General features: G+C 59.4%; 21 protein-coding genes and 3 pseudogenes. 9 read left to right on the forward strand and 15 right to left on the reverse strand.

What is annotated here, in order from left to right:
- Positions 1-52: 52 nt before the first annotated feature.
- Positions 53-1285: an extracellular solute-binding protein gene (locus F2982_RS31135; RefSeq protein ID WP_203431360.1), complete on the reverse strand. Its 1233-nt coding sequence runs from the start codon at positions 1283-1285 to the stop codon at positions 53-55.
- 146 nt (positions 1286-1431) lie between these two features.
- Here F2982_RS31135 and F2982_RS31140 point away from each other — a divergent pair, with 146 nt between their 5' ends.
- A complete protein-coding gene (locus tag F2982_RS31140) occupies positions 1432-2328 on the forward strand; it encodes a helix-turn-helix domain-containing protein (RefSeq protein WP_112717143.1) in 897 nt (298 codons plus the stop codon).
- Positions 2329-2589: 261 nt separating this feature from the next.
- Here F2982_RS31140 and F2982_RS31145 read toward each other — a convergent pair whose 3' ends face one another.
- Positions 2590-3468 (reverse strand): LysR family transcriptional regulator, encoded by an 879-nt coding sequence (locus tag F2982_RS31145; RefSeq protein ID WP_112717145.1) that lies wholly within the window; start codon positions 3466-3468, stop codon positions 2590-2592.
- Between the two features lie 94 nt (positions 3469-3562).
- On the opposite strand from F2982_RS31145, the gene F2982_RS31150 reads away from it, so the two are divergent.
- The 3 genes from F2982_RS31150 to F2982_RS31160 are packed head-to-tail and all read left to right on the forward strand — an operon-like array spanning position 3563 to position 7801.
- Positions 3563-5122 carry a proton-conducting transporter membrane subunit gene (locus F2982_RS31150; protein WP_203431361.1) on the forward strand — a complete coding sequence of 520 codons (1560 nt, stop codon included), beginning with the start codon at positions 3563-3565 and terminating at the stop codon, positions 5120-5122.
- Positions 5123-5124: 2 nt separating this feature from the next.
- Positions 5125-7512, forward strand: coding sequence for a DUF2309 domain-containing protein (locus F2982_RS31155; protein ID WP_203431362.1), 2388 nt, complete (start codon positions 5125-5127; stop codon positions 7510-7512).
- The gene (locus tag F2982_RS31160) at positions 7481-7801 is read left to right on the forward strand and encodes a hypothetical protein (RefSeq protein ID WP_203431363.1); all 321 of its coding nucleotides are present in this window, start codon (positions 7481-7483) and stop codon (positions 7799-7801) included. The genes F2982_RS31155 and F2982_RS31160 overlap by 32 nt, the downstream gene beginning before the upstream one ends.
- Before the next feature lie 171 nt (positions 7802-7972).
- Here the strand turns inward: F2982_RS31160 and F2982_RS31165 are convergent, their stop codons facing one another.
- Positions 7973-10117 (reverse strand): EAL domain-containing protein, encoded by a 2145-nt coding sequence (locus F2982_RS31165; protein WP_203431364.1) that lies wholly within the window; start codon positions 10115-10117, stop codon positions 7973-7975.
- A gap of 820 nt (positions 10118-10937) precedes the next feature.
- Here F2982_RS31165 and F2982_RS31170 point away from each other — a divergent pair.
- Entirely contained in the window at positions 10938-11630 is a 693-nt protein-coding gene (locus tag F2982_RS31170) for a VIT family protein (RefSeq protein WP_148194963.1), read from the forward strand.
- A gap of 56 nt (positions 11631-11686) precedes the next feature.
- Positions 11687-13210: a cryptochrome/photolyase family protein gene (locus F2982_RS31175; RefSeq protein WP_203431365.1), complete on the forward strand. Its 1524-nt coding sequence runs from the start codon at positions 11687-11689 to the stop codon at positions 13208-13210.
- A gap of 48 nt (positions 13211-13258) precedes the next feature.
- On the opposite strand, the gene F2982_RS31180 is transcribed toward F2982_RS31175, so the two are convergent.
- The 5 genes and pseudogenes from F2982_RS31180 to F2982_RS31200 all read right to left on the reverse strand — a co-directional run.
- Entirely contained in the window at positions 13259-14575 is a 1317-nt protein-coding gene (locus tag F2982_RS31180; protein ID WP_203431366.1) for an ATP-binding protein, read from the reverse strand.
- Positions 14572-15248: pseudogene (locus F2982_RS31185) on the reverse strand (response regulator transcription factor). The gene F2982_RS31180 and the pseudogene F2982_RS31185 overlap by 4 nt, the downstream one beginning before the upstream one ends.
- Positions 15245-15811, reverse strand: coding sequence for a cytochrome b/b6 domain-containing protein (locus F2982_RS31190; RefSeq protein WP_203431367.1), 567 nt, complete (start codon positions 15809-15811; stop codon positions 15245-15247). The pseudogene F2982_RS31185 and the gene F2982_RS31190 overlap by 4 nt, the downstream one beginning before the upstream one ends.
- A 3-nt stretch (positions 15812-15814) precedes the next feature.
- Positions 15815-16081 carry a PepSY domain-containing protein gene (locus tag F2982_RS31195; protein ID WP_112717164.1) on the reverse strand — a complete coding sequence of 89 codons (267 nt, stop codon included), beginning with the start codon at positions 16079-16081 and terminating at the stop codon, positions 15815-15817.
- A 606-nt stretch (positions 16082-16687) separates the two neighbouring features.
- A pseudogene (locus F2982_RS31200) lies at positions 16688-16996 on the reverse strand (SDR family NAD(P)-dependent oxidoreductase); the annotation flags it as partial.
- Positions 16997-17042: 46 nt separating this feature from the next.
- Between F2982_RS31200 and arsK the strand changes: the two are divergent.
- Positions 17043-18247 (forward strand): annotated as a pseudogene (arsK, locus tag F2982_RS31205) (arsenite efflux MFS transporter ArsK).
- Between the two features lie 4 nt (positions 18248-18251).
- Here arsK and arsH read toward each other — a convergent pair.
- From arsH to F2982_RS31235, 6 genes are read right to left on the reverse strand one after another with little or no spacing between them, the layout of a single operon-like run.
- Positions 18252-18962, reverse strand: a complete 711-nt coding sequence (gene arsH, locus F2982_RS31210; protein ID WP_162708705.1) for an arsenical resistance protein ArsH — start codon at positions 18960-18962, stop codon at positions 18252-18254.
- A complete protein-coding gene (arsC, locus tag F2982_RS31215) occupies positions 18955-19380 on the reverse strand; it encodes an arsenate reductase (glutaredoxin) (protein WP_203431368.1) in 426 nt (141 codons plus the stop codon). Before arsC ends, arsH begins: the two co-directional genes overlap by 8 nt.
- Positions 19381-19382: 2 nt before the next feature.
- The gene (gene arsB, locus F2982_RS31220; protein WP_203431369.1) at positions 19383-20441 is read right to left on the reverse strand and encodes an ACR3 family arsenite efflux transporter; all 1059 of its coding nucleotides are present in this window, start codon (positions 20439-20441) and stop codon (positions 19383-19385) included.
- Between the two features lies 1 nt (position 20442).
- Positions 20443-20970: an arsenate reductase ArsC gene (locus tag F2982_RS31225; RefSeq protein WP_203431370.1), complete on the reverse strand. Its 528-nt coding sequence runs from the start codon at positions 20968-20970 to the stop codon at positions 20443-20445.
- Complete coding sequence (locus F2982_RS31230) at positions 20967-21419, reverse strand: GNAT family N-acetyltransferase (RefSeq protein WP_246777701.1); 453 nt, start codon at positions 21417-21419, stop codon at positions 20967-20969. Before F2982_RS31230 ends, F2982_RS31225 begins: the two co-directional genes overlap by 4 nt.
- Positions 21413-21766, reverse strand: a complete 354-nt coding sequence (locus F2982_RS31235) for a helix-turn-helix transcriptional regulator (RefSeq protein ID WP_148194956.1) — start codon at positions 21764-21766, stop codon at positions 21413-21415. The genes F2982_RS31230 and F2982_RS31235 overlap by 7 nt, the downstream gene beginning before the upstream one ends.
- Positions 21767-22204: 438 nt before the next feature.
- Between F2982_RS31235 and F2982_RS31240 the strand changes: the two genes are divergently transcribed.
- Positions 22205-22408 carry a cold-shock protein gene (locus F2982_RS31240; RefSeq protein WP_112717180.1) on the forward strand — a complete coding sequence of 68 codons (204 nt, stop codon included), beginning with the start codon at positions 22205-22207 and terminating at the stop codon, positions 22406-22408.
- A 20-nt stretch (positions 22409-22428) separates the two neighbouring features.
- Positions 22429-22896, forward strand: a complete 468-nt coding sequence (locus F2982_RS31245; protein ID WP_203431371.1) for a GNAT family N-acetyltransferase — start codon at positions 22429-22431, stop codon at positions 22894-22896.
- Between the two features lie 471 nt (positions 22897-23367).
- Here F2982_RS31245 and F2982_RS31250 read toward each other — a convergent pair whose 3' ends face one another.
- Positions 23368-23712, reverse strand: coding sequence for a hypothetical protein (locus tag F2982_RS31250; protein ID WP_203431372.1), 345 nt, complete (start codon positions 23710-23712; stop codon positions 23368-23370).
- Positions 23713-23818: the final 106 nt, after the last annotated feature.

Here is a 23818-nt window from a genome sequence, read left to right on the forward strand (position 1 = left end):
GCTGCCGGAATGGGGAGAGTCATCCGGCAGCGTAGGTTCAGAAGGCTTTGCTTCACTTGTAGGCGCGGGCGCGAACCTTATCGAGCCGCTCAAGGATCGCGTCGAGCTTGTCCGGCTTCACCATGAACTGCTGGAAGCCTTCCATGCCGGCTTTTGCCATGTCCGCCGGCGCATCACGATCGTAGAACTGAGCAAGTGCGTGCGCGCTCGAAAGCATCGTGAAGCCTGCTTCCAGGAACTTGTCCTCAGGCTTTGGAGCCTTGTTATTGACCGGAAGCTGTCCGAGCGTGGCATTCATCTTCGCCTGAGCCTCCGGAGAGCCCAGATACGCGAGGAACGTCCTGGCGTCCTTCTTGTTTTTGGCTGCGGCCGGAATGTGGAAGGTGTCGGTGGGCGCCTCTTCGGAAACCGGAAGACCGGCAGTGATCTGCGGGAATTGCAGGAAGCCGATTTGGTCTTCCTTCAATCCGCCGTCCTTCATCGGCGCGACCGCAAAATTCCCCATGAGATACATGGCGGCCTTGCCCTGAACGAACTGGGGGATCGCGTCCTGCCAGTCAAGTGCTGCGTGGTTCTCGATGAAGTAGCCCGGCTTTACAAGCTCCGCCCACTTGTCAAAGACCGCCTTCACCTTTGGATCCGTGTAGGCGACCTTCCCAGAGGTCAGGTCCATGTGAAATTCGTAGCCGTTGACGCGCAGATCGAGGTAGTCGAACCAGCCGCCCGTCGGCCAGAGCGCCTTGGTCCCGATTGCGAATGGGGTAATGCCATCGGCTTTCAATTTCGCGCAGGCAGCAATCAATTCATCCCAGCTCTTCGGCGGCTCGATGCCCTTGTCCTTGAAGATGTCGGCGCGGTAGTAGATGCCCCATTGGTAATAGGTATAAGGCACGCCCCACTTCTTGCCGTCGATGGTCATGGACGCCGCGGCGGACTTCAACTGGTCGTCGAAGCCGTTTGATTTCCAGACGTCCGTCACGTCATCGAACAGCCCGGCCTTCACGAACGGTTCCATGCGGTTACCTGCATACCAGGCCACGACATCAGGCGCATCGGCAGTCAGGAAGTTCCTGATCGCCGACTTGTAGCCTTCGTGGTCGAAGTTGTTCCACTTGACCTTGATGTCGGGGTTTTTGGCCTGGAAATCGGCAATCAGCTCCTCCATTGCCTTTTTCGGGGCGGGATCCGACTGATCCGAATTGAGAACGAGCTCGCCGGCCCAGGCGCCGGACGCCATGAAAGCCGTGCTCATCGCGAATGCATAAATATAGTTCTTAAAGGTCATTTCTTCCTCCCTGACCGATATACAGCGGGCCGTCCGAGTACCTCCGGCCCTTGCCATAGCCACATCACATCGCGCAGAATTCTGCTACCGCTCTTGAAGCATACGCTTCCTGGATACTAAGATGTCCGCGTTTTACAGGAGAAGGCATGTTCGAGGACGAATCCATTCCGGTGCATTCCGGCGCGACGAGACACCCGCTGGTCGTATTCGGAGATCATCGCTTCTGTGCGGGCGAGCGCCTTGACGTGCGCCGCATGAGCGGTCCTCACATGCACAGCCAGGTCGAGATCAACCTCGTCCTTGAAGGGCGTATGACCTACTGGTTGGATGGACGACTCCTTCAGATCTCGGAAGGCCAGCTTTGTCTCTTCTGGGGAATGGTCCCCCATCAAGTCACTGAGGTGACCGACCCGACGAACTTCGTTTGCCTATACGTCCCGATGAGCGTTCTTGTGAACTTGCACGGCCTGGCACCATTTCGAGACGCCGTCTTCAGGGGCGCGCTGATCGAAGCAATCAGCGTCAGAAGCTTTGACAGGGACATGTTCCTGCGCTGGCGCGAGGAGCTGCTGTCGGGCGATCAGGAAGTCGAGCAGATCGTCAGGGATGAGCTCGTGGCGCGCATCCGACGGATCGGACGGGATGGCTGGCGTGATCTGCGGGAACAGGGCTCCGCTCTCGTATCGTCTCGTGATATGGACGCCGACAGGCTGCCGAAAGTCGAGGTGATGCTGAGATATATCGCCGAACACGCCCTTGGCCCAATCGACATCGCCGCTGTCGGGGCCGCGGCGGGGCTTCATCCAAACTACGCCATGACGGTCTTCAAGAAGACAGTCGGCATGACAATGCATCAGGCTGTTACACGACATCGGCTGGACACAGCGCAGTCCCTTCTGATCTCCTCCGAGCTACCGATCGCTTCTGTTGCGTTCGAAAGCGGCTTTGGGTCGCTCTCCCGCTTTTACGATGCCTTCGAGACCCGCTTCGAAACGACGCCAGCGAAGTATCGCGAAGGTTTTGTCTCATCGCTGCGATGCTGACCAGCTTCAAAACGCCGGAAAGAAGGTCATCTTCTCAGTCCAGTTCTGGCTCACGAAAGGAATGCAACGTTTGGTGCCTGCTGGCCGAAGTCTTGACCGGAGGCTAGAATGGATTGCAAACCGATCGAAAGCAGACCGTTTGCCCCACCCCACCGTGTCACGGCAGGACGTCAGGCTGCGAAAGGTTCAGCGAACGGAGGGCGATACTGGACGGTCTGCAGCGGATGAGCGGTATGTGAAAAGGGGTCGAGTAACCCGGCGTCAATCATGATCTCGCTTTAGCAACAGCGCTGCCAGCGGGTTTGGAAACCGCCTTCGCACGGTAACCGCATAGAATGTTTCGATGATGCTCGGCAGGACGTCAAACTGGATCAACTCACCGGTCTGAAGCTCGCCCTTGACGACGATCGGGGGAAGAACCGCAAGTCCGGCCCCTGCCCGCGCCAGCAAACGCATCATTGCCATATCGTCGACCTCGGCGGCAATTTGCGGCTGGACGCCCAGGCCGGAGACGATGGCGTCGAACTGGAAGCGAACGCCACTCTCCGGTGTTGGGAGGATCAATGGATATGCAGCCAGAAGCTCCTTTACCGATGCGCCGGTTCGGGCGTGAAACGGCTTTCCGACAAGGCTGACGGGTTGCTCGTATACGTGCTGGGCGATCAAGCCGGAGATCGGATCAGCCGCGGGAGACTTGTTCAACAAGACGATGTCGAGGCTCAGTGTCTGCAACGCCTCTATCAGCTCGCGCGAGCTGCCAGATCGAAGAACCAGGTCTACATCCGGACGACCCAGGATCGGTTGAAGGAACTCCATCTGAAAATTGCGCGACAATGTCGCCAATGCCCCGATGCGAACAGTGCGTCTGGTTGCTCCACTTTCCCGAAGCGTGGCGATCAGTTCGTCGCCTGCCGCAAAGATGGTATCTGCATGATCGAGTGCGATACGTCCCGCCTCGGTGAGGTGGAGCTGACGCCCCCGCCGCTCGAACAAAGCGTGGCCCAATCGCTCCTCCAGAAGCTTGATCTGGAGAGACAGGGCCGACTGGGAAACATTGAGGAGCGAGGCGGCGCGGGTGAGGTTTGCCTCATGTGCAACGGCCCAGAAGTAGCGGAGATGATGATAGTTGAGGTCTGCCATCGTTCTATTTAAAAGAACGAAATTACGCAATCAATGTATTTTTAACGAGCCACGGCGTGGGATAGGTCCTCCTTGAGCATAACAGGAGCCGACTTTGATTTACCTCACGCCACTCGCTTGTCCGACAATATTCCTGCTGGCCGCTGCCTATGCGTTTAGTCCGCGAGCGAAACCTCGCACCGCAGCGACTATCGTTGAGAATGCCGCGATCGCTGCGCTTCTGGTGTCGGCATTTTGTGTCGCTATCCTCCTGGGCCTTGGTGCCGGCACCTCCACCGGTGCCGGCGGCCATTTCGATATTCTGGCCTCACGCATCGACGTCGTCAGTGTGGCAATGCTTCTTCTCGTCTCATTCATATCATGGACGGTCGTGCGCTATTCTCAGATAGCGCTGGATACGGAGAATGGGCAGGCGCGCTTCATGGGGTGGATGGCGACAACGATCGCTGCGGTTCTTCTTGCCGTCCAATCAGAATCCTTTGCCGGACTGCTGGTAGGATGGGTGGGCTCGTCCATTGCACTAAACAAACTTCTTTTGTTCTATCCTGATAGACCCCAGGCTAGAAAAGCTGCGCATCAGGCCTTCCTGTTTGCCCGTGGGAGCGACCTTGCCATGGTCGCGGCGCTTGTCTTGCTTTGGTGGACGGATGGCGGCCTTCAGCTCTCATCGCTCCAGGTCTCCCAATCAACCAGCGTGATCCACTGGGCGGCAGGGCTGCTGGCCGTTGCAGCGCTCCTGCGCTCGGCACAGTTTCCCACACACGGGTGGCTCACCCAAGTCATGGAGACCCCGACCCCGGTCTCGGCACTGCTGCATGCGGGCGTTGTCAACGGCGGCGGTTTTCTGCTCATTCGGTTCGCCGACATCATGGTCCAGGCACCAGCCGTCCTTGCAGCCCTGATCATTCTTGGAGGCTTTACGGCACTGTTCGGCAGTGTTGTCATGCTGACGCAGCCGGCAATCAAGACGTCACTGGCCTGGTCGACCGTCGCGCAGATGGGTTTCATGATTCTGCAGTGTGGCCTCGCTCTCTTCCCGCTCGCGCTTCTCCATATCATTGCCCACTCGCTCTATAAGGCTCACGCTTTTCTGGCGTCAGGCTCGGCTGTTGAACAGGTTCTTGCAACGCGTCGACCCGGACCCGTTTCCTCACCAAGCATGTTGGCGGTCGGAAAGTCTTTCGCCATTGCGATAGGGGTTTACCTGTTCATCGGCATCGCCTTCGGCATCACCGAAAAACCGCCGCAGGCGATTGCCCTTGGCACGATCCTCATTTTTGGCATCGCCTACCTTGTCGCACAGGGAATGGCGGAGACCGCGCCGAGATCGCTGACCTTGCGCACCACCATGTTCTCACTCTGCACCGCCGTCGCCTACTTTGCCCTGCAGCATTTACTGGAGCGGCTGACAGCGGGCGCCCTTCCTGCCCCTCCGCCGGCCGGTCCCCTTGAATGGACGTTGATCGTCCTCGCACTCCTATCGTTCGGCGCGGTCGCCGTTATGCAGGCGCTGCTGCCAAAATGGGCCCATCATCCCGCTTGCGCTGGCTTGCGCGTCCACGTCTCAAACGGCTTTTACGTGCAGCCGATCGTCGACAAACTCCTGCGCTCCACCGGCGCGATTTCCGCCGCCCAAACAATCACCAAGGACTGACCATGCAACTGCAAACAGCTCACAACCACGATCTTCTTCTCGTCGCAGAAGCTGCAGTCCGGGCGATCCCTCCCGCCTGGCCGCTCGAAGCCACTGTTGCCGTCAACCCTTTCCTGGGCCAGGCAAACGAGAGCCTGGAAAATGTCTCGGCGCTGTTCCAAAGGCTTGCCGGCATCCGACTTGCCCCGCCGCGTTTCTATTACGTCCAAAAGCTACGCGATGGGACCATCCGTGATGATGATATTGTCGGCGCGATCGCCTCACGTGAATCGTTTGCAAAACTGGATCTTGCGCAGATAAAACAAGGTGTTTCGAACGAGCCTGTCAGCTCCGCACCCCTTCCGTCGCTTGCCAGCATCGCCGCGGCCTTTGACGGGAGGGACTGGGAGGGATTGATTGGCGATCGCATATCGAGCTTTGCCAGCGGCTATTTCGACGCCGGGCAAGCTCTATGGGCGGCCCCGCAAGATCAGGGGCTGTTTGCAAGCTGGCGTCACTTCGCGATGCATGACCTGACGCCGGAGTTGTCGGGGCTGAGCGGTTTTGCGTCTCACGTCGCTCACGCTGCCGCAACCGCAGATGCCGCATTTTCAAATGCGTGCCGAGGGCTCGGGATTGGCGAACCGGGAACATATTTTCATCAGCTCCTGGTGAGCATGGGCGGCTGGGCCCAGCACGCCCGGCACCTGAACTGGCTCGCTGAACGAGATGGAAATCGCGACACAACACTATTCGAGCTACTCACCGTCCGCCTGGTGTTCGAAGAGGCGCTCTACAAGATTAGTCCCGCCGACGTCAGGACGCGTTGGTCCGAAGCGCTCGCTGCTCATCGTCAACCGATATCGCCAGGCGTTGAAGACCTGATCGATGCGGTGCTACAAACAGCCACAGAACGCGCCTACCAGCGCGAACTCAAGAGCTTGCTTGAAGAGAGGTGCGACAGTCGCCAGCGGACGGGACGACCGAGCCTTCAGGCAGCCTTCTGCATCGACGTACGCTCGGAAACGTTCAGGCGAGCGCTCGAAAGCGCCGACGCTGGTATCCAGACGCGCGGTTTTGCCGGCTTTTTCGGTGTGGGCGCCAGTTTCCGGCGCCGGGGCACTGTCACCTCGGAAAATCGGCTACCGGTGCTGGTTGAGCCTTCGGTCTTCGCGTGCGAAGCTTCCAGTGCCAGCAAGGATCGGGGTGCGCAGATAACCGCCCGTGCCAAGCGTGCTTGGAGCCGATTCAAGGTCGCCGCAGTCTCCTCCTTTGCCTTTGTCGAAGCGGCCGGTCCCCTGGCTGCCCTGCCCCTCATTCTATCGACCTTGGCAACAGGCAAGGCGGGCAACAAGGTCTACCCGCTGCAACTCTCCGATCAAATGACTGCGGAAAGAAAGACGGACGTCGCGGAGGGTGCTTTGCGCGGGATGGGCCTCATCACCGATTTCGCGCCCATCGTTCTGCTGGTCGGACACGGTTCAAAGGTCGTCAACAATCCCTTTGCCAGCGCTCTGCAATGCGGGGCATGTGGTGGCCATGCAGGCGATGTCAGCGCGCGGCTGCTGGCGATGATGCTGAACGAAGTCGATGTCAGAAACGGCCTGGCTGCGAGGGGGATCGACGTTCCGACCGACACTGTCTTCGTCGGCGCGCTCCATGACACTGCGTCGGACGATGTGACGCTTTTTGAAAGCGACCTTCCAGAAGGCATCGAAAGATCCGCGCTGACCACCGTAGGAACGTGGCTCCAGCAAGCCGGTGACCTCGCGCGCGCAGAGCGGACGGGTCGCCTGCGCGGATCGTCAGCAGACACGATCGGCACACGTGGCCGTCAATGGGCCCAGATGCGGCCGGAAGCCGGGCTTGCCGGCTGCTCGGCCTTCATAGCGGCGCCGCGCACCAGGACGCGGGGACGTTCTCTCGGCGGACGGGTCTTCCTGCATGACTACGAATGGCACCGTGATGTCGACTTCAAAATCCTGGAGCTGATCCTGACTGCCCCGGTCGTCGTGGCCAGTTGGATCGGGTTGCAATATTTTGGCTCCGCGGTTGCCCCGTCGCTGTTCGGGTCTGGAAACAAATTGCTGCACAACGCGGTGGGCGGCATCGGCGTTCTGGAGGGAAACGGCGGAAACTTGCGGACGGGGCTGCCCTGGCAATCAGTTCACGACGGTGCGAATTTGATGCACGACCCGAAACGGCTCACTGTGGCGCTGGAGGCGCCCAAGGAAGAGATAGCAGTGGTTCTGCGCCGGCACCCATCTGTCCAATCGCTCTTCGACAACGGATGGATGCACCTCATTGTCCTCAACGAGGAAGGACGGCTGGCCTGGCGCTATCGTGCCGGCTGCAACTGGGAGCCGGTCGAGGGCCCGAATGAAGACGCCGGCCTTGCGCAGGTTGCATGAAAAGCGTTGCGGAAGAAAGCCGATGAAGCCCGAGGAAACAGCAACGGACGAGGCTCCAGCCGTATGCCTCAACGTGCTGCAGGAGCTGATCGAGGATGGGTGGATCGGCTCGGATGAAGAGCGCATTTCGGTGCGAGCACTTTTGATCGACTTCCACGGCCACGGTGTAATCAGCCATTCCACGCTGCGCAGGCTTGCTCTCTCGAAGGCGGTCAACAGATTGATCAGGGAAAAGCCGAGCCTACTGAAAGTCCGCCCCTCCTACTACGGGTGGGGCCGAGGCCTCTAAGGTCGCAAGAGGGTCCTAACCCTCGCAGCCGGGAAAATACGTGATAAAAAGGTCCTTGTGCGTGATCTTACGAACCTCGTGGACTGCGGCTTTATTAGAGCCGCGCAACGATCTGATTTGGCGACGGCGGGAGGGTAATGACCTTTCGCCAAGACAAGCGCCATGCGCTGCTCAAATCCATAAGAGATTGCAGAGAGGGGAGCGACGCCCCGACGGAACCATTGCTCCGCCCTCGACCTTTGGCGTCTTGTCGGCCCTTATCTGCCAGCGGGGTGGACCCCCTGCCACGTTGGTGCGTTCAGGCGGCGTCAACGAAAAAGCAACGTCTGTATGCGGCACCGGTCGACCGTAAAGATAGCCCTGTAGCTCATGGCAACCGAGGCCGCGCAGAAATGCGGCCTGCTCGGGACGCTCTACGCCTTCGGCGATCACTTTCATGTCGAGGCAGTCGGCCAGCAGAAGGGTTGCCTTGACGATGGCCTGGGAGACGGTGTTCGCATTGATGTCCTTTATAAAGGAGCGATCGATCTTGACCTTGTCGAAGGGAAAGATCTGCAAGGTAGACAATGACGAATATCCCGTGCCGAAATCATCCATGGCGATCTGAACCCCCAGTTCCTTCAGCTCAGTGATCACCGCAAGCGCGCGCTCCCGGTCCTCGATGACGCTCGCCTCTGTTATCTCAAGCTCTAGCCGCTGCGCAGGCAACCCCGAGCCTTGCAATATCTCTGCCAGCATCGACCGAAATCCTGGTTCTCCAAGCTGCGCCGAGGCGATGTTAACGGCGACTCTGACCGGAAGCGGCCATGATGCCGCCTGACTGCAGGCACAGACCAAAACCCATCTTCCGATCGGGACGATCAGCCCGGTTTCCTCTGCGATAGGGATAAACTCCGAAGGCGGGATCAAGCCCCTTTGCGGATGGTTCCAGCGCAGGAGCGCTTCCAGACCCAGTATGTCTCCGGAAGCTGCGTTCACCTGGGGCTGAAAATGCAAAACAAATTCGTCCCTGTCCAAGGCAACCCTTAGATCCGCAGCAAGCGCCGTCCTGTCGCGTCGCTTTTCGTCCATGGAGAATTCGTATCTGCAGAATCGGCTGCCGCCGGAGCGCTTTGCGCGGTACATAGCAGAATCTGCCCGTGCTATCAGCTCCTCGACATCCGAAGCATCCGTGGGGTAAACCGACACGCCAACGCTTGCACCGACAGACAAAAGCGAAGGCTGCGAGCCGTCGCTTCTGACGATCGCGCGCAGCACCCGCATCGAAAATTCCTCGACGTCTTGATCCGCTGCGATGTTGTGCCTGACCACGACGAATTCATCCCCGCCCATGCGAACCGCGAATTCGTTTGGTCCAAGCGAAGCCGACAGGCTCCGAGCGACATCTTGCAACAGTTCGTCACCGGCTTGATGTCCCCTGACGTCGTTGACCTCTTTGAAATGGTCGAGATCAACGACCGCCAGTGCAAGACGCCCAGGCCGGCACGTCGCCACATCCAAAAGCCTCGTCAGCTCGTCATAGAGATGGGCTCGGTTTGGCAAGCCTGTCAGAGCATCGTGGTGCGCAGCGAAACGATACGCTTCGAGAAGCTCGCGTTGCGCGCGTGCGTCAGTTACAATAACGACTGCTCCCGCAAAAATGATCGCGGCGCCGACCACCAGAACCGCCAGCATGCTATTGGATAGCGTACCGTTCGCAGCAGCCTGCAACGGCCCGGGTTCGATCGTGACCGCAGTCATTGCCGTGAAGTGAGCACTGCAGATGGCCAGTGTCATAAGGACAAGGCCAAGACCGAGGCCTATCCTTGAACGCAGACGGATCAGGGTAACCATCGTCGCGACCCCGAAGCCAAACGCCAATGCCGCTGCCGCGACGAGCATACGGCGGTCCCAGAAAAGCGCGTCGGCGTTCCTTAGCCCCGTCATCCCAACGAAATGCATGGAAAGGATTGCGCCGGCAAGACAGAGGCCCGAAACGCACGGTATCGCGGGTCTCGACAGGTTGATCGCGATAGTAAAGGCGGCGACTGAAAACAGTGCCGCAAGAAGGAGCGACCCGACAGTCAGGTAGGGATCAAATGCCAACTCTGTCGGCATTTTGAACCCTAGCATTGCCACGAAATGCGTCGTCCAAATGGACAGACCTCCGGAGATGCCCGCGACAATAGCGCCGGAGAGACGTGACGTGGCGGGAGAACGAACGGCCTGATCGAAAAGTCTGGCGGTGACCGTACACATCAACATGCAAAGAACGGCCGCGGCTAAAACATAGGCGAGATTATGCTCGTAAGCGATACATGACATAACTCTCAGCACTTCGAACTCCCGAAAATATGACTTTCAATAACATCGCTAGAAAAGTCGTCGGCCCGCCCCTCACGCGAAGCTCACCCTTCTCTCCCACGCTTGCGATTTTTCGCACCGAATCTTTTAGGCCCCGTTAACGTCACAACCCAGGAAAGGCAAAGCAGCTTGCCAGGGTGCCTTTCAGCACGCCTGTGGCGAGTTCGCGACTGACGCGAAGCTGACAATCTGAACATGCAAAGCGGAACCGGCGTTCTTCAAACGAGGCTTTGCAAGCCGCGACCTGCGATAAAGAAACTCGATCAGTGGACGCTGCGCGTGAAACGATCTTTCGTCCGGCGCGACACGATTGCCTTCCCGGCATCCGTGAGGGTCAGATCTGGCCCTATGAGACCAAGTTCCTCCAGCGATGCCAGACTGGTCGATGTTTCAGGAAGACGTCTGAGCTTGCTTGTATCGTCGAGCATTTCGAGAACTGCTCAGGGGTAAGTCGCTTCATCTCTATGACAGCCTTCGGCGGGTGATGAGGGGCGCCAACGCTTATCACGATTGCGATCTGCAAAACTATACCTCAGAAGGCATCTTTCCGGAGATCTGCAATATATCGTGAGGAATGCGTCCGCGCCGGTCTCTCGGTCACCAGGAAGGAATGCAGGCGCAAGGGCATTGGCCAAGAATGAGCCGCGCGGCAAGGATCGCGACTTCCTTCGCAGCATCTTCCCACGACCAAGGCAGCCGCGCATCGGAGCTATGCGGGTCCGCGACTGGATTTTGCGTGACCTTCCGAGATAACATTTGAAGCAGTTTCAACCGCCTTTAGCGACGGTGGGCCATGCACAGGCATATCGAAAAGCATTCGATCGAGCGGATAGGCTGGCTGCGGGCAGCGGTTCTCGGCGCAAATGACGGCATCATTTCAACCGCCAGCTTGATGGTCGGCGTAGCATCGGCATCCACTTCAACCTCACAGGTGCTTGTTGCCGGCTTCGCCTCGCTCGCCGCTGGCGCTATGGCTATGGCGGCGGGCGAATATGTTTCCGTCAGCTCCCAGGCTGATACCGAGGCTGCCGATCTCGCGCGCGAACGGCGTGAGCTCGACGATCAGCCTGAACACGAACTGGTTGAACTCGCCGAGATTTACGAAGCGCGTGGCGTCTCCAAGGAATTGGCGCTTCAGGTCGCCCGACAGTTGACCGCTCATGACGCCCTGCATGCGCACGCACGAGACGAGCTCGGTATCACTGAGACGTCTACGGCACAGCCCGTTCAAGCCGCCTTGACCTCGGCCTTGACGTTCTCAGCCGGCGCAATCGTTCCCGTCCTCACCGCAATTTTGGCGCCGCCTCATTCAATTCAACTCGCAATCCCGGTCATATCTCTGATATTCCTCGCAGCGCTCGGCACTGTCAGTGCCAGGGCGGGCGGCGCCGGTATCATCAAGCCAACGATCAGGGTAGCGTTCTGGGGAGCCATGGCCATGGTCGTCACCGGTCTCGTTGGCGCCTTGATCGGCAAGGCACTCTGACATAACCGCGTCGAGCGGCGGACAACTGATATGCAGAGACAGATAGGGGAGTTTTTGTGTCGAGGCTGATTGTCATCCTTGGAGACCAGTTGTCGCGGAGTATCTCGTCGCTGGATGGCGCCGACAAAGACCATGACAGCGTACTCATGTGTGAAGTTATGGCCGAGGCAACCTATGTCGGTCATCACAAAAAGAAGATCGCCTTCATCTTTTCGGCCATGCGCCATTTTGCTGATGAGTTGAGAGGAGCCGGTTACAAAGTTCGCTACACCACGATCGACGAGCCGACCAACACCGGCTCTTTCACCGGCGAGGTCCAGCGTGCGAGTGCCGAACTCCGCCCTTCCGCCATATGCATCACGGAACCTGGCGAATGGCGCGTCCTCAAGGAAATTAGGAGCTGGTCGGATACCCTGGGCCTTGAGGTCGAACTTCGGCGCGATCACCGCTTTATCTGCTCGCACCGGGAGTTCCGGCAGTGGGCGCAGGGCCGCAAGTCGCTGACGATGGAGTTTTTCTATCGGGAAATGCGACGAAAAACCGGGCTACTGATGCAAGGCGACAAGCCACTTGGCGGACGATGGAACTTCGATTCCGAAAACCGCAAGCCGGCAGAGCCGGGTCTCCTCAGACCAAGACACCTGGAGTTTGAGCCGGATGCCATCACTACCGAGGTGCTGAACTCGGTCGGACAATTGTTTCCTGGCCACTTCGGCAAGCTTGAGGGCTTTGGCTTTGCAGTTACCCGCTCCGACGCCTTGAAGGTGCTCGACGGATTTATCGAGGATTTTCTGCCAGAGTTTGGCGAAACCCAGGATGCGATGCTGCAGGGTGAGCCCTGGCTTAACCACTCGCTTCTGTCATTTTACATCAACGTCGGGCTCCTCGAACCGCTCGAGGTCTGCCTTTCGGCTGAACGGGCCTATCATGAGGGTCGTGCACCGCTCAACGCGGTCGAGGGTTTCGTCCGCCAGATCATTGGCTGGCGTGAATATATGAGGGGCATCTACTGGTTCGCCGGGCCTGACTATGCCGAGAGCAATTATTTCGGCAACACCCGCGCGCTGCCCTCGTTTTACTGGTCCGGCGACACGGATATGAATTGCCTCTCAACGGTGATCACGGAAACGATCGACCACGCCTATGCCCATCACATTCAAAGACTGATGATCACCGGGAACTTTGCCCTGCTGGCTGGCATCGATCCCAAGCAAGTTCACCAGTGGTATCTCGAGGTCTACGCAGATGCCTATGAATGGGTCGAGCTTCCGAACGTCATTGGAATGAGCCAGTTTGCCGATGGTGGCTTCCTCGGCACCAAACCCTATGCGGCCAGCGGCAATTACATCAACCGGATGTCGGACTATTGCGGCTGTTGCCGCTTCGATCCAAAGCAGCGCGTGGGAAGCAAGGCTTGTCCGTTCAACGCTCTGTACTGGGACTTCCTCGATCGCAACCGCGACAAGCTGAGCTCCAACCACCGCTTGGTACAGCCTTACGCAACATGGTCGAGAATGAGTGATGAGAGCCGTGACGAGACCAGGCGACAAGCCGCCAGCTTCCTCGCAGGCCTTGAGTGAAGCAACCCACGCGACATGCTGCATCTGTATCCCGGGTCAACCTGGTCCTCATGGTCGGAAGGTTAAGGTGAAGGTCGACCCACTTGCCGATGTCGAGCGCCTTAGCTTGCCGCGATGGATCTCGGCAATTCGGCCGATAATTTTCAACCCTATCCCAAGGCTGTCGGTCTCTGCTTCCCTGACAGTTTGGTCGACAGCTGCCATCCGCCGATCTTCAACCTCTATAAGATGGGACCCGACGCGGACGACGATATGGGTTCGCTCCGGCGTATGACGAACGGCGTTTTCAATCAGATTACGGACCGCATCGCGCAAGAGAGACGGAACTCCCCTGACCAGCGCGCTGTCGACGTCTTTTATAAGCTCTACGGAGTGCAGGTTCTCGTATACCCAGGGTGCTACCTGCTCGACGGCAGATGTTGACACCTCGATCAGGTCAACAGTTTCAAAAGCGCCGTGATCGAAGCTTTCAAGGCGGGCGAGCGACGTTAGCTGGGACACGAAGCGCACGAGATCATCGAGGTCGGCCTCGACCAGCCTCGCGCGCGGATGATCGATATGCCCAAGTTCCAGCTTCATTGCTGCTAGCGGCGTGCGGATTTCATGCGCGATCCCCGAGGTCAGCGTCTTTTGCGACGTCATGAGCTCCGCCACCCTTTCGAACGCCCTGTTAACGGCAATGGCAAGATGAGCAACCTCGCGCGGCATCTCGTCGAACTTCAAATGAGAGCGCGCATCCATCGGATCGATCTGGTCTGCTGCCTCGGCGGCGGCGCGGACCGGTCCGAGAGCCTGTCGTACGGAAAGCAATGTGGCCCCAAGCACGAGAATGAGCAAAATACTCATTGGCACGACAAGGTGCTCGATGATCTCGTTCCACAAGACGTCGGAAACAACCTCTTGTGGATCACCAAGCGTGGCGACATCGATCAGAAACCGCTGGCCTGCGATAAAAAATGCCCGCCCCCCGACCAATGTGAGAGGCTTGCCAGACTTCAGCGACCGTAACCAGAAATCCGGCCTGTCGATATCGACGGGAAGAAATCGATCTTCGCAGGCCGGATCGCAGGACTCGAATAGGAGTGTGCCGTTGGCGCTGCGGATCCTTGCCAAATAGCCAGCCCCGTCCTGTCGATATCGATCCCGGATCGTCTGCGGAAGCTGGTAGCGAACGGTGTCGCGATCGACGAAAATCCCCTCAGACAGTCGTTGGGTTTCCTGTTCGACGTAGAGGCGAGACAGTTCACCAGTGTTCCAGTAGTAGTCGGAGATGACGACGGCAAGCTGAACAAGCATTGCGAGAACCGCAAAGAACGCGATTCTCTTGGCCACTATGGTGCCGAGCGTCGGGCGGTTTCGGCTCAATCAGGCACCTCGCGCATCATGTATCCGACCCCCCTGACCGTTTCGATCAAGGTCCCCGTCTTATGTCCCTCCACCTTCTTGCGTAGCCGCGAGACGGCGAGCTCGACGGCATTGCTGCTTTTTTCGTCTCCAAATTCCGAAAAGGCATGCTCGATCTTCGATTTCGCGACGACTTTACCGCCATTTCGCATCAAGAGCTCAAGCAAGCCCTTTTCCGAGGGGGCCAGAGTGATTTCCGCCCCGAACACATGACCCGACGCGAGGCGACGTCTATCCGCAGAGCGCCGTATTCCAGAACTGGCATGGACGTCACAGGCGCCCGTCGCATGAGGGCCCGAATTCGGGCGACGAGTTCGCCGTTGTGGAACGGCTTGGCGAGATAGTCGTCAGCGCCCGCGTCAAGCCCGGCGATACGCTCATCGATGGCACCGCGGGCTGTCAGGACAAGCACCGGAGTTTGCAGCTTTTCCTCACGCAGGGATTTCAGGACATCCAGGCCGTCTTCATCCGGAAGGCCGAGGTCGAGTAGCAACAGATCATACGTGTGATCGGCCAGAGCTGCGCGACCAAGTTCGGCGGTTGCAAAGGCGTCGATCTTCCAACCGGCATCCCTGACGGCTTCGCTGACGAGATCGCGAAGCCGGGCGCTATCCTCGATCAGCAGGATCCTCATAGTTTCTTGCGACCCGTTACCATCGACCAGACCAAATTCTCCCGGTGTCTCCAACTTTCGATGATGGCGGCGCCGGCATGAATGAAAACAAGCACCATAATGCTGTTGGCAATGGTCCCATGCAATTGCTCCAGCCATTTTTCTCCCCAGAAGGCATCAAGCGTCGTCATCCAGCCGGTCAGGGCCGTGGCTGCGAGCAAACCGATCAGCACAAGCATCATGGTGGAAGCGAGCGGGTTGTGACCGATATATCGGTCCTCGCTGCGCGTCATGATCCCGCGGACCTGTTTCCTGACCTTGGCCGGGGTTGGCAGGAAGTCACGGAAGCGAGCGTGCTTTGTGCCGACAAAGCCCCATATGATCCGGATGAAAATTGCGGCGGCAACGACATATCCGGTCACGCGATGCCAATATTTGCCCTCTTCAAGGACAAAGAGGTTGAGGGTACAGGCGGCGACGATCGTCCAGTGGAAAATGCGAACAATCGGGTCCCAGACCTTGATCATCCGCGGTGCGGTATTGGAGGGCGATCCGCCCTCCGCTCTCTTCTCAGTTGTGGTCATGGGCTAATCACCCTTCTGAACGATCTCGCCGGACACCGGGTTGAAGTAGACTTCGGCGCGCTTGCCGTCCTTGTCCTTGCCGTAGATCTCGTAGCAGCTGCCGGTGATCTCAAACGTCTTGACCTTGTAACCAAGCGCATCGATCTTGGCCTTCATGGCGTCCTCGGACATCCATTTGGACTTCGGTTCCGTTGTGCAGCTCGGGCTGGCGAAGGCGACGGCCGGAGTTGCAGCAGACATTGCAAGTGCAGCGATGAGTTTCAGCTTCATGATTTTAATCCCGATTAAAGCCCTCGTGGGGCGACGAGGGGATTAATGGCCTGGCAAACCTGTCTGTCTCCTGTCCGACAAAGTCATTACTCCCAGAAGCGCTATCGACCATGTAGGCCGTTGGGAACGCTCCAACCTGTGCTCTCTCGGGATTGCAACCTGAGCCGATCTCGTCACGCCCACCCCAAAGCGCGCGACGGACGCGATCGCCGAAACGGAGACGGTGTGAGATCAGTCAGTGATCAATCCTTGCGGGGATCTGACGTTGACCAGCCGGCCGTTGCTCTCCGCGCCAAAATGGCCAGTTGACGAGATAACCTGCCAGACCGTCAACGATGCCAGAGGACGCCTGCAGCGGCAGTTGAACGAGATGGCGGAGCCATTGCCTTAGAGAAACATCGGCAACTCCTAGGCTGTCGGAGGCGCGCTTGATATTGGCTGCTAGGCGTTGTGGCTCAGCGCAGTGATACGCTGGCTCGCACAAGCCATCTGGATGAGCGCTTAGCGTCCGTCGCAATGGAATCCGCACGCCCGGTCGGTCGACTTGTAGCTCGTTGCGAGACCGCCGACGAGGTCAATCTCTCGCAGCGGCTGCGTCGAGAAATAGCCTGCGAATAGGACTCCGGCGTTGTTGACCAGAATGTCGAGCCCGCCAAATTCCTCGACTGCTTGCTCGACGGCAGCCGTCGCAGATTCGGCAAGCGCGGGGTCTGCTTGAATGGCAACAGCCTTGCGGCCCATCGCGTGGATCTCCGCGATAACGGCACTGGCGTATTCGGAGGACTTCTCGAAAGTTACGGCAACGTCGGCGCCATCTTCGGCAAGCTATAACGCCACGGCGGCACCGATGCCGCGAGCGGCCGCCGTCACGAGTGCTCGCTTACCGGCGAGCGCAGAGTTATCTGTCTTGAGCATCGCTGTGTACCTCGGTTCTATGACTGCTGCATCCCGGCCGGCAAGGATGACGTCGTTGCGTAGCTCGAAAATTCCGGCCGGGCTCGTCTCGGCTCTGGGCGTGACGCAGTTCATCGGTTACGGCACCCATTACAGCTTCAGCATCCTGGCGTCCGGCATGGCGGCCAATCTCGGCTTGTCGCTGGCGGAAGTTTTTTGCGTCTTCTCCGTGTCACTGTTCATCGGTGGCCTGTCGGCCACCTATATCGGCAAGCAGACAAGATCGGCGCCGCGACGATCATGACGAACGGCTCGGCCCTTGCCGCAGTCACGCTCGCCCTATGCGCCTGGTCGCCCTCGGTCGCGATCTTCGCCGTCGCTATCATCCTACTCGAGGTTTCGTCCGGCATGGTCCAGTATCAAGCGGCATTCGCAGCACTGGTCGAAAGCGATCCCCGCACAGCCTTACGCAGCATCACCTATCTGACGCTAATCGGCGGCTTTGCCTCGACGATCTTCCGGCCGATATCGGCCACGCTCACCGCCTATCTGTCCTGGCGGGAGATCTACCTCGTCTTTGCAGCGTTGAACCTGTTTCTCTGTATGCTGCTGCACTTCTGGATCCGAAGCCTCGGAAAGAAGGCAGGCGAAACATCCATCCGGCAGCGCGAGACGGTCATCGGCGCAATCCCGCCGCATGCACGCCGCCGCGCCATGGTCATGGTCTCATTTGCGTTCGCGCTCCTCGGCTTCACGCTTGCCGCGATCCTTGCCCATATGGTGCCGATGCTGGGATCGATCGGGCTGGGTGCGACCGCCGTCGTGATTGGTTCGCTGTTCGGGCAGGCGCAGGTGCTGAGCCGCCTGATCAACATGGTGTTTGGGAAGAACCTGTCGCCGCCAGGGCTTGCCGTCCTCTCGGCCGTGCTGATTGTCTTCGGCGTCCTGGTCCTGCTGATGACAGGCAACTGGCTGCCAGGTGCGGTCGCCTTCGCCATTTGCCTCGGGCTCGGTTCCGGCATCAACAGCATCGCGCAGGGGAGCCTGCCGCTCTATCTCTTCGGATCGGACGGATATGGTGCGATCACAGGTAAGATGGCGGCCGCCCGTCTGGCGGTCGGCGCCGGCGCGCCCTTCGTGTTCGCGGCGGCCATGGAGAATCTCGGGCTGAGCGGCGCCCTCGTCGCACACGCATGTCTCGGGGCGATCAGCATCGCGGCATTCGTCGCGGTGGCAGCGTCCTGCCAGCAGCCTGCCACCGCGACGGCTTGATGCGTCAGATCGACTTGAGCGAAACCCGCTTCTCCAGCTCGGCTGCTTCTTCCTTCCGCTCGCTATATCGGTCGGTGAGGTAGGACGAGGCATCGCGGGTCATGAGCGTGAACTTCACCAGTTCCTCGCAGACATCGACGACGCGGTCATAGTAGGAAGATGGTTTCATCCGGCCATCGGTGTCGAATTCCTGAAACGCCTTCGCAACGCTGCTCTGATTGGGAATGGTGATCATCCGCATCCAGCGGCCGAGGATGCGCAACTGGTTCACAGCGTTGAAGGACTGGCTACCGCCGGAGACCTCCATCACCGCCAGCGTCTTGCCCTGCGTCGGACGGACGGAGCCGAGCGACAGCGGGATCCAGTCGATCTGCGCCTTCATGATGCCGGTCATCGCGCCGTGGCGCTCCGGGCTGATCCACACCTGGCCTTCCGACCATAGGGAAAGGTCGCGCAGTTCCTGAACCTTGGGATGGCTGACGGGTGCCTCGTCCGGGAGCGGCAATCCCGCCGGATCGAATATCCGAACCTCGCATCCGAGGCGTTCAAGCAGCCGACGGACTTCGAATGCAAGGAGGCGGCTATAGGACACTTCCCGTAGCGATCCATACAGGATCAGGATTCTCGGCTTGTGAGTCGAGAATGCCGGCTGCAGAGATTCCGGTGCGATGGGCTGAAGATGGTCGTCCTGCAAAGCGGGAAATGTCTCAGACAATGGGCTTTCCTTCCCGGTCGAGGACCTGTTCGCCGTCTTCCTTCGTGAACGGTCCTTTGAAGGCGTCGGCAGGCAGGATGTCGAGCACGATCTCCGACGGGCGAGCCAGCCGGGTGCCCAGCGGCGTGACGACGAGTGGCCGGTTGATCAGGATCGGGGTGGCAATCATCGCGTCCAGCAACTGCTCATCCGTTCGGCCCGGATGGTTGAGGCCGAGTTCCGCATAGGGCGTGTCCTTCTCACGGATCGCTTCGCGGACCGTCAGGCCGGCATCTGCGATCATCTTCGAGAGCTGCTCGCGCGAGGGCGGGTTCTGCAGGTACTCGATGACGGTGGGTTCGATCCCGGCGGCACGGATCAGCGCCAGCGTGTTGCGAGACGTGCCGCAGGCCGGATTGTGATAGATGGTGGCGTCCATGGTCAGGGCCTTTCGATGGTGGTGTTGCGGGAAACGGCGGGCGATGCCTCGTACCAACCCTTCGAGCGGTTCACGATCCAGACGACCGATAGCATTACGGGCACCTCGATCAGGACACCGACGACGGTGGCGAGTGCCGCGCCCGACTGAAACCCGAAGAGGCTAATGGCGGCGGCAACCGCAAGTTCGAAGAAGTTGCTGGCACCGATGAGCGCTGACGGCCCCGCGACGCAGTGACGCTCGCCTGCCATGCGGTTCAAGAGGTAGGCCAGTCCGGAGTTAAGATAGACCTGGATCAGGATCGGCACGGCCAACAACGCTATGATGGCCGGCTGAGCGATGATCTGCTCGCCCTGGAAGGCGAAAAGAAGCACGAGCGTGGCGAGCAGCGCCACGAGCGATAGCGGATGCAGATTCGCAAGCAAGCGATCGAGCGCGCCTGTTGCGCCGTCGGCTGTCAAGTAGTTCCGCAGCACCTGGGCGATGATGACGGGAACCACGATGTAGAGCGCGACCGACAGGGCAAGCGTCGCCCACGGCACGGTGATGGCTGAGAGACCGAGCAGCACGCCGACGATCGGCGCGAAGGCGACGACCATGATCGCGTCGTTCAAGGCCACTTGCGAGAGGGTGAACAGCGGCTCACCCCGCGTCAGGTTCGACCAGACGAAGACCATGGCCGTGCAAGGTGCTGCGGCAAGGATGATCAGGCCTGCGATATAAGAGTCGATCCGGTCGGCCGGCAGATAGGGTCGGAATAGCCAGCCGACGAAAAGCCATCCCAGCAAAGCCATGGAGAATGGCTTGATCGCCCAGTTGATGATCAGCGTGACGCCGATCCCGCGCCAGTAGGAGCCGACCCGCGCCAACGACCGGAAATCGACCTTCAGCAGCATAGGGATGATCATCAGCCAAATAAGGACCGCGACCGGGATGTTGAGCTTGGCAATCTCGGCGCCCCCGATGACCTGGAAGACGCCGGGCATCAGGTGACCAAGAGCAACGCCGACGGCGATGCAGAGGAAGACCCAAACAGTCAGGTATCGTCCAAATGTCGACATCTTACTCGGCCTTCGGGGATTTGACCGATGCGCCTTCCAATGAACCGATCTGGCGAACGTGCTGCTCGAGGGGCAGGCGGTCGATCGAGGCGACGGCTAGGTTGAGGAAGGCGGTGATCCGATTCTTCAGAAACCGGGCAGCTTGGGCGAAGGCACGCCGGATCTCAACTTCAGTTCCGACGACGGCCGCGGGATCGTCGACGCCCCAATGGGCGGTCATCGGATGGCCAATCCATACCGGGTACGCTTCGCCGGCTGCGCTGTCGCAGATGGTGAAGATGAAATCAATCTCCGGGCTACCTGTCTCGGCGAACACGTCCCAACTCTTCGACGAGATACCCGTCGATGAGTAGCCGAGCGTTTCCAACTCCTTCAGCGCGTGTGGATTGACCTCGCCCTTCGGCTGGCTGCCGGCGGAATAGGCTTTAGACCTGCCGCCACCCTCCTTGTTAAGGATGGACTCGGCGAGAATAGAGCGAGCGGAATTGCCCGTGCAGAGGAACAGCACGTTATCGGTCTTGTCAGTCATGGTCGTGGTCCGTGGTCATCGGAGGCCTGTTGAGCTTCATGATGGTCGCCGACGATGGGCAAATGGATGATAGTTGGCGGGTCGCCATCACCGCAGCCGGCTTCGGCCCGAGGAACTTCGGAAAACCCGATGGCGGAGAAGAACGGGGCGGCGCTAGTGGTCGCGAGGAAGACATTGCCATCGACGTCGCGCAGCGTTGCCTCGACGATGGCTCGGCCGACCCCATGACCCCGATGTGCCGGCAGAACGACAACAGACCGCAGCAGACAATCGCCGGCGCAGCGTTCGAGGCCGGCATATCCGATCGTTTGGCCGTCGCCTGAGGCTGCTTCAAAGAATGCGCGGCCATCGTCTTCAATGTCATCGGTTGGGAGATCCGCCGCACGGAGCGCTTCGCGAAGACGAGCGTCGCTACCGGCCACTTCGTGCAATGCGATCACGCTCAGCATGGGGTCGCCCCCGGCGCGCAGCACGGCGTCAGTTCTGCGATCAAAGGAGCGCAAAGCTCCGTCGATCCGCCGCAACAATCCTTCAGCAGGAATAGTGTCAGGTCGCGCAAGCCGTTCAGGTCGGCCCGGTAGATGATTGATCGGCTCTGGCGCTCGCTCCTCACCAACCCTGCACGGGAAAGCGTCGCAAGATGCGCCGACATTGTGTTCTGCGGGACATCGAGGAGCCGTGCGAGCTCACCTGCCGGAATTCCCTCCGGTTCGTGCCGCACGAGCAGACGGAACGTCTCCAGGCGGGTGTTCTGGGCCAAGGCCGCAAGGGCCGCTATTGCGCTTCTGCTTTCCATATATCCAGAATAATGGATATATGGAAGAAGTCAACCGCCGCTTAGCCGGGGCGGATTATGTGCAGCTGGAACTCGGAGATGCCCTGCAAACCAGGCCATCGAGCCTGAGGTGACCATAAGTCACCACGGCTGATATTCGGCGATCTCTTCCGGATCGACGAGTTCGCCGGTGACCTCGGTGACGACGACAAGGCCGAAAGCGGTTGTCGCCATAGGCCGAGCGAGGGGTGAGAGATCGTCGCTCGGCACGGGCAGCCGTTCTTCCTGCGCTCCGACGCTTCGCTTTGTCCTCCTCGTCGGTGCCCTTGCTTGCCTGGGCGCGCTTTTGCCTTTCTTCCGGTTCATCGCTTGGCCGCCTCCTTGTTGCGACTGTACCCCTGTTGCGGCCCACTTGTTGAGAGGCTATGAAATGCCTGCGCGACATCAGGGGGATCGCTAGTGGCTTACGGCACGGTCAAGTTTTTCAACCAGGAAAAGGGCTTTGGCTTCATCACACCGGACGAAGGCGGTCAGGACGTGTTCGTTCACGTGAGCGCAGTGCAGGGTTCGACGCTTCTGCGGGATGGCCAGAGGGTTTCCTACGAGGTGGGCCAGGATCGCCGGACCGGCAAGTCACGGGCCGAGGGCGTCCGCGGCGCCTGACTTAGCGCTGGAGCGTGTCGATGAAAGTCAGGGAAGCGACCAGCAGCGACGTGGACGCGATGAGCGAACTTCTCGAAAATCTGGTCGAGGCCGGCAAGCGAACGATGCCGGCAGAGATCGACTACGTTCGGGAGCACTATGTCGACAATCCGCTGAGCATATGCTGCACTCTTGCCGAAGACGACGACGGTATCATCCTCGGGTTCCAGTCCCTGATCCGCGCCGTCGATGGCAATCCGTACGGCACGCCGGCCGGCTGGGGTATCATTGGTACGCACGTTTCACCGGATGCCGCACGAGGCGGCGTCGGAACCAGACTATTTGCGGCGAGTGAGCAGGCTGCGATCAGTACGGGACTGACGAAAATCGAAGCTTTCATAGGCAACGCGAACGCTGTCGCCCAGGCTTACTACGAGCGCATGGGCTTCAAGACGTACCGGCAAACGGAAACAGCCATCTGCAAGGTCTGGACGCGCCAGGAGAGTTGACGGAAAAGCGATCGTCTCACGAAGATGCCGGCGACGTTCGCAAGACGGGTCCCTTGACGCCGAGATTGGGCAAGACAGTTCACCGCCATGGACCGTATCCCTTCCCCTCCCGCCGACGGGCATCCCGACCGTTTCCTGCGGTGTCAGGAAGCCAGGACGACGTCGTGGCCGCGGTTGCTTTGGCGGGCGTTGACGCGGGTTGGACACCGGAAGAAGTTTGGGCCGCACTCGTGGAGCTGGCGGACAACCTCATGCTTTCGGAGCTCGCAAATCGTGATCTGGAACGCGATCTGGCGGGCCTCAGAAGCGGGAGAGCGTAAGGGCATGTGCGGCAGGTTCACGTTCGACCATGAATGGCGGGTCTTCGCGAAGACGAACGGAAACGTCTCGTGGGCGAGCTGATGTCGGATGATGATGATCTGGCGGACTTGCCCGCCAGGTCGGCTGTGCGACCAAACACGTATTGGGCGGCTAAGAGCGCCTCCGGAACGGAGTGCACGAGGCGTTCTGGCTATCTGGAAACAGCACGACCCCCGACACCGGTCTCCTGCGAAACTTCGTATTGAAGACGGCAGCCGACATCGACCGGTACTGTCCACTCCGGAGAAACACTTCCACGGTCTTCGTTTCCGGATTGGCGCGCAGCTCGCGGCAGCGATCCCAGTCACACAGGAAGCTTGCTGCCGGCATGTCCGTCACATCGACGTCGAGAAGAATATCCTGCGCACTTGCGGTCGCGAAGATAATCAGGTCGTCCGCGCCAACCAGTAGTGCGGGAGCCCTGAGGCGTTCCAGCTTATCAAGAAGGTCCGTCATCACTTTTCGTCGCAGGTGTTAACTAAGTCATTATTGGATTGGACGGGCATCTTTGCCCTTTTTGGATACGTGTAGCTACAAGCTGGTGTTTGCTCCCTGTTTGTCC

The organism is Rhizobium sp. BG4 (assembly GCF_016864575.1).
Lineage (GTDB): Bacteria > Pseudomonadota > Alphaproteobacteria > Rhizobiales > Rhizobiaceae > Rhizobium.

What these genes read in the sequence shown, in the direction of transcription:
- F2982_RS31135 (WP_203431360.1), bottom strand. Translation starts at nt 1,285, where the DNA reads ATGACCTTTAAGAACTATATTTATGCATTCGCGATGAGCACGGCTTTC.
- F2982_RS31140 (WP_112717143.1), top strand. Translation starts at nt 1,432, where the DNA reads ATGTTCGAGGACGAATCCATTCCGGTGCATTCCGGCGCGACGAGACAC.
- F2982_RS31145 (WP_112717145.1), bottom strand. Translation starts at nt 3,468, where the DNA reads ATGGCAGACCTCAACTATCATCATCTCCGCTACTTCTGGGCCGTTGCA.
- F2982_RS31155 (WP_203431362.1), top strand. Translation starts at nt 5,125, where the DNA reads ATGCAACTGCAAACAGCTCACAACCACGATCTTCTTCTCGTCGCAGAA.
- F2982_RS31160 (WP_203431363.1), top strand. Translation starts at nt 7,481, where the DNA reads ATGAAGACGCCGGCCTTGCGCAGGTTGCATGAAAAGCGTTGCGGAAGA.
- F2982_RS31170 (WP_148194963.1), top strand. Translation starts at nt 10,938, where the DNA reads ATGCACAGGCATATCGAAAAGCATTCGATCGAGCGGATAGGCTGGCTG.
- F2982_RS31190 (WP_203431367.1), bottom strand. Translation starts at nt 15,811, where the DNA reads ATGACCACAACTGAGAAGAGAGCGGAGGGCGGATCGCCCTCCAATACC.
- F2982_RS31195 (WP_112717164.1), bottom strand. Translation starts at nt 16,081, where the DNA reads ATGAAGCTGAAACTCATCGCTGCACTTGCAATGTCTGCTGCAACTCCG.
- arsC (WP_203431368.1), bottom strand. Translation starts at nt 19,380, where the DNA reads ATGGACGCCACCATCTATCACAATCCGGCCTGCGGCACGTCTCGCAAC.
- arsB (WP_203431369.1), bottom strand. Translation starts at nt 20,441, where the DNA reads ATGTCGACATTTGGACGATACCTGACTGTTTGGGTCTTCCTCTGCATC.
- F2982_RS31225 (WP_203431370.1), bottom strand. Translation starts at nt 20,970, where the DNA reads ATGACTGACAAGACCGATAACGTGCTGTTCCTCTGCACGGGCAATTCC.
- F2982_RS31230 (WP_246777701.1), bottom strand. Translation starts at nt 21,419, where the DNA reads ATGCTGAGCGTGATCGCATTGCACGAAGTGGCCGGTAGCGACGCTCGT.
- F2982_RS31235 (WP_148194956.1), bottom strand. Translation starts at nt 21,766, where the DNA reads ATGGAAAGCAGAAGCGCAATAGCGGCCCTTGCGGCCTTGGCCCAGAAC.
- F2982_RS31245 (WP_203431371.1), top strand. Translation starts at nt 22,429, where the DNA reads ATGAAAGTCAGGGAAGCGACCAGCAGCGACGTGGACGCGATGAGCGAA.
- F2982_RS31250 (WP_203431372.1), bottom strand. Translation starts at nt 23,712, where the DNA reads ATGACGGACCTTCTTGATAAGCTGGAACGCCTCAGGGCTCCCGCACTA.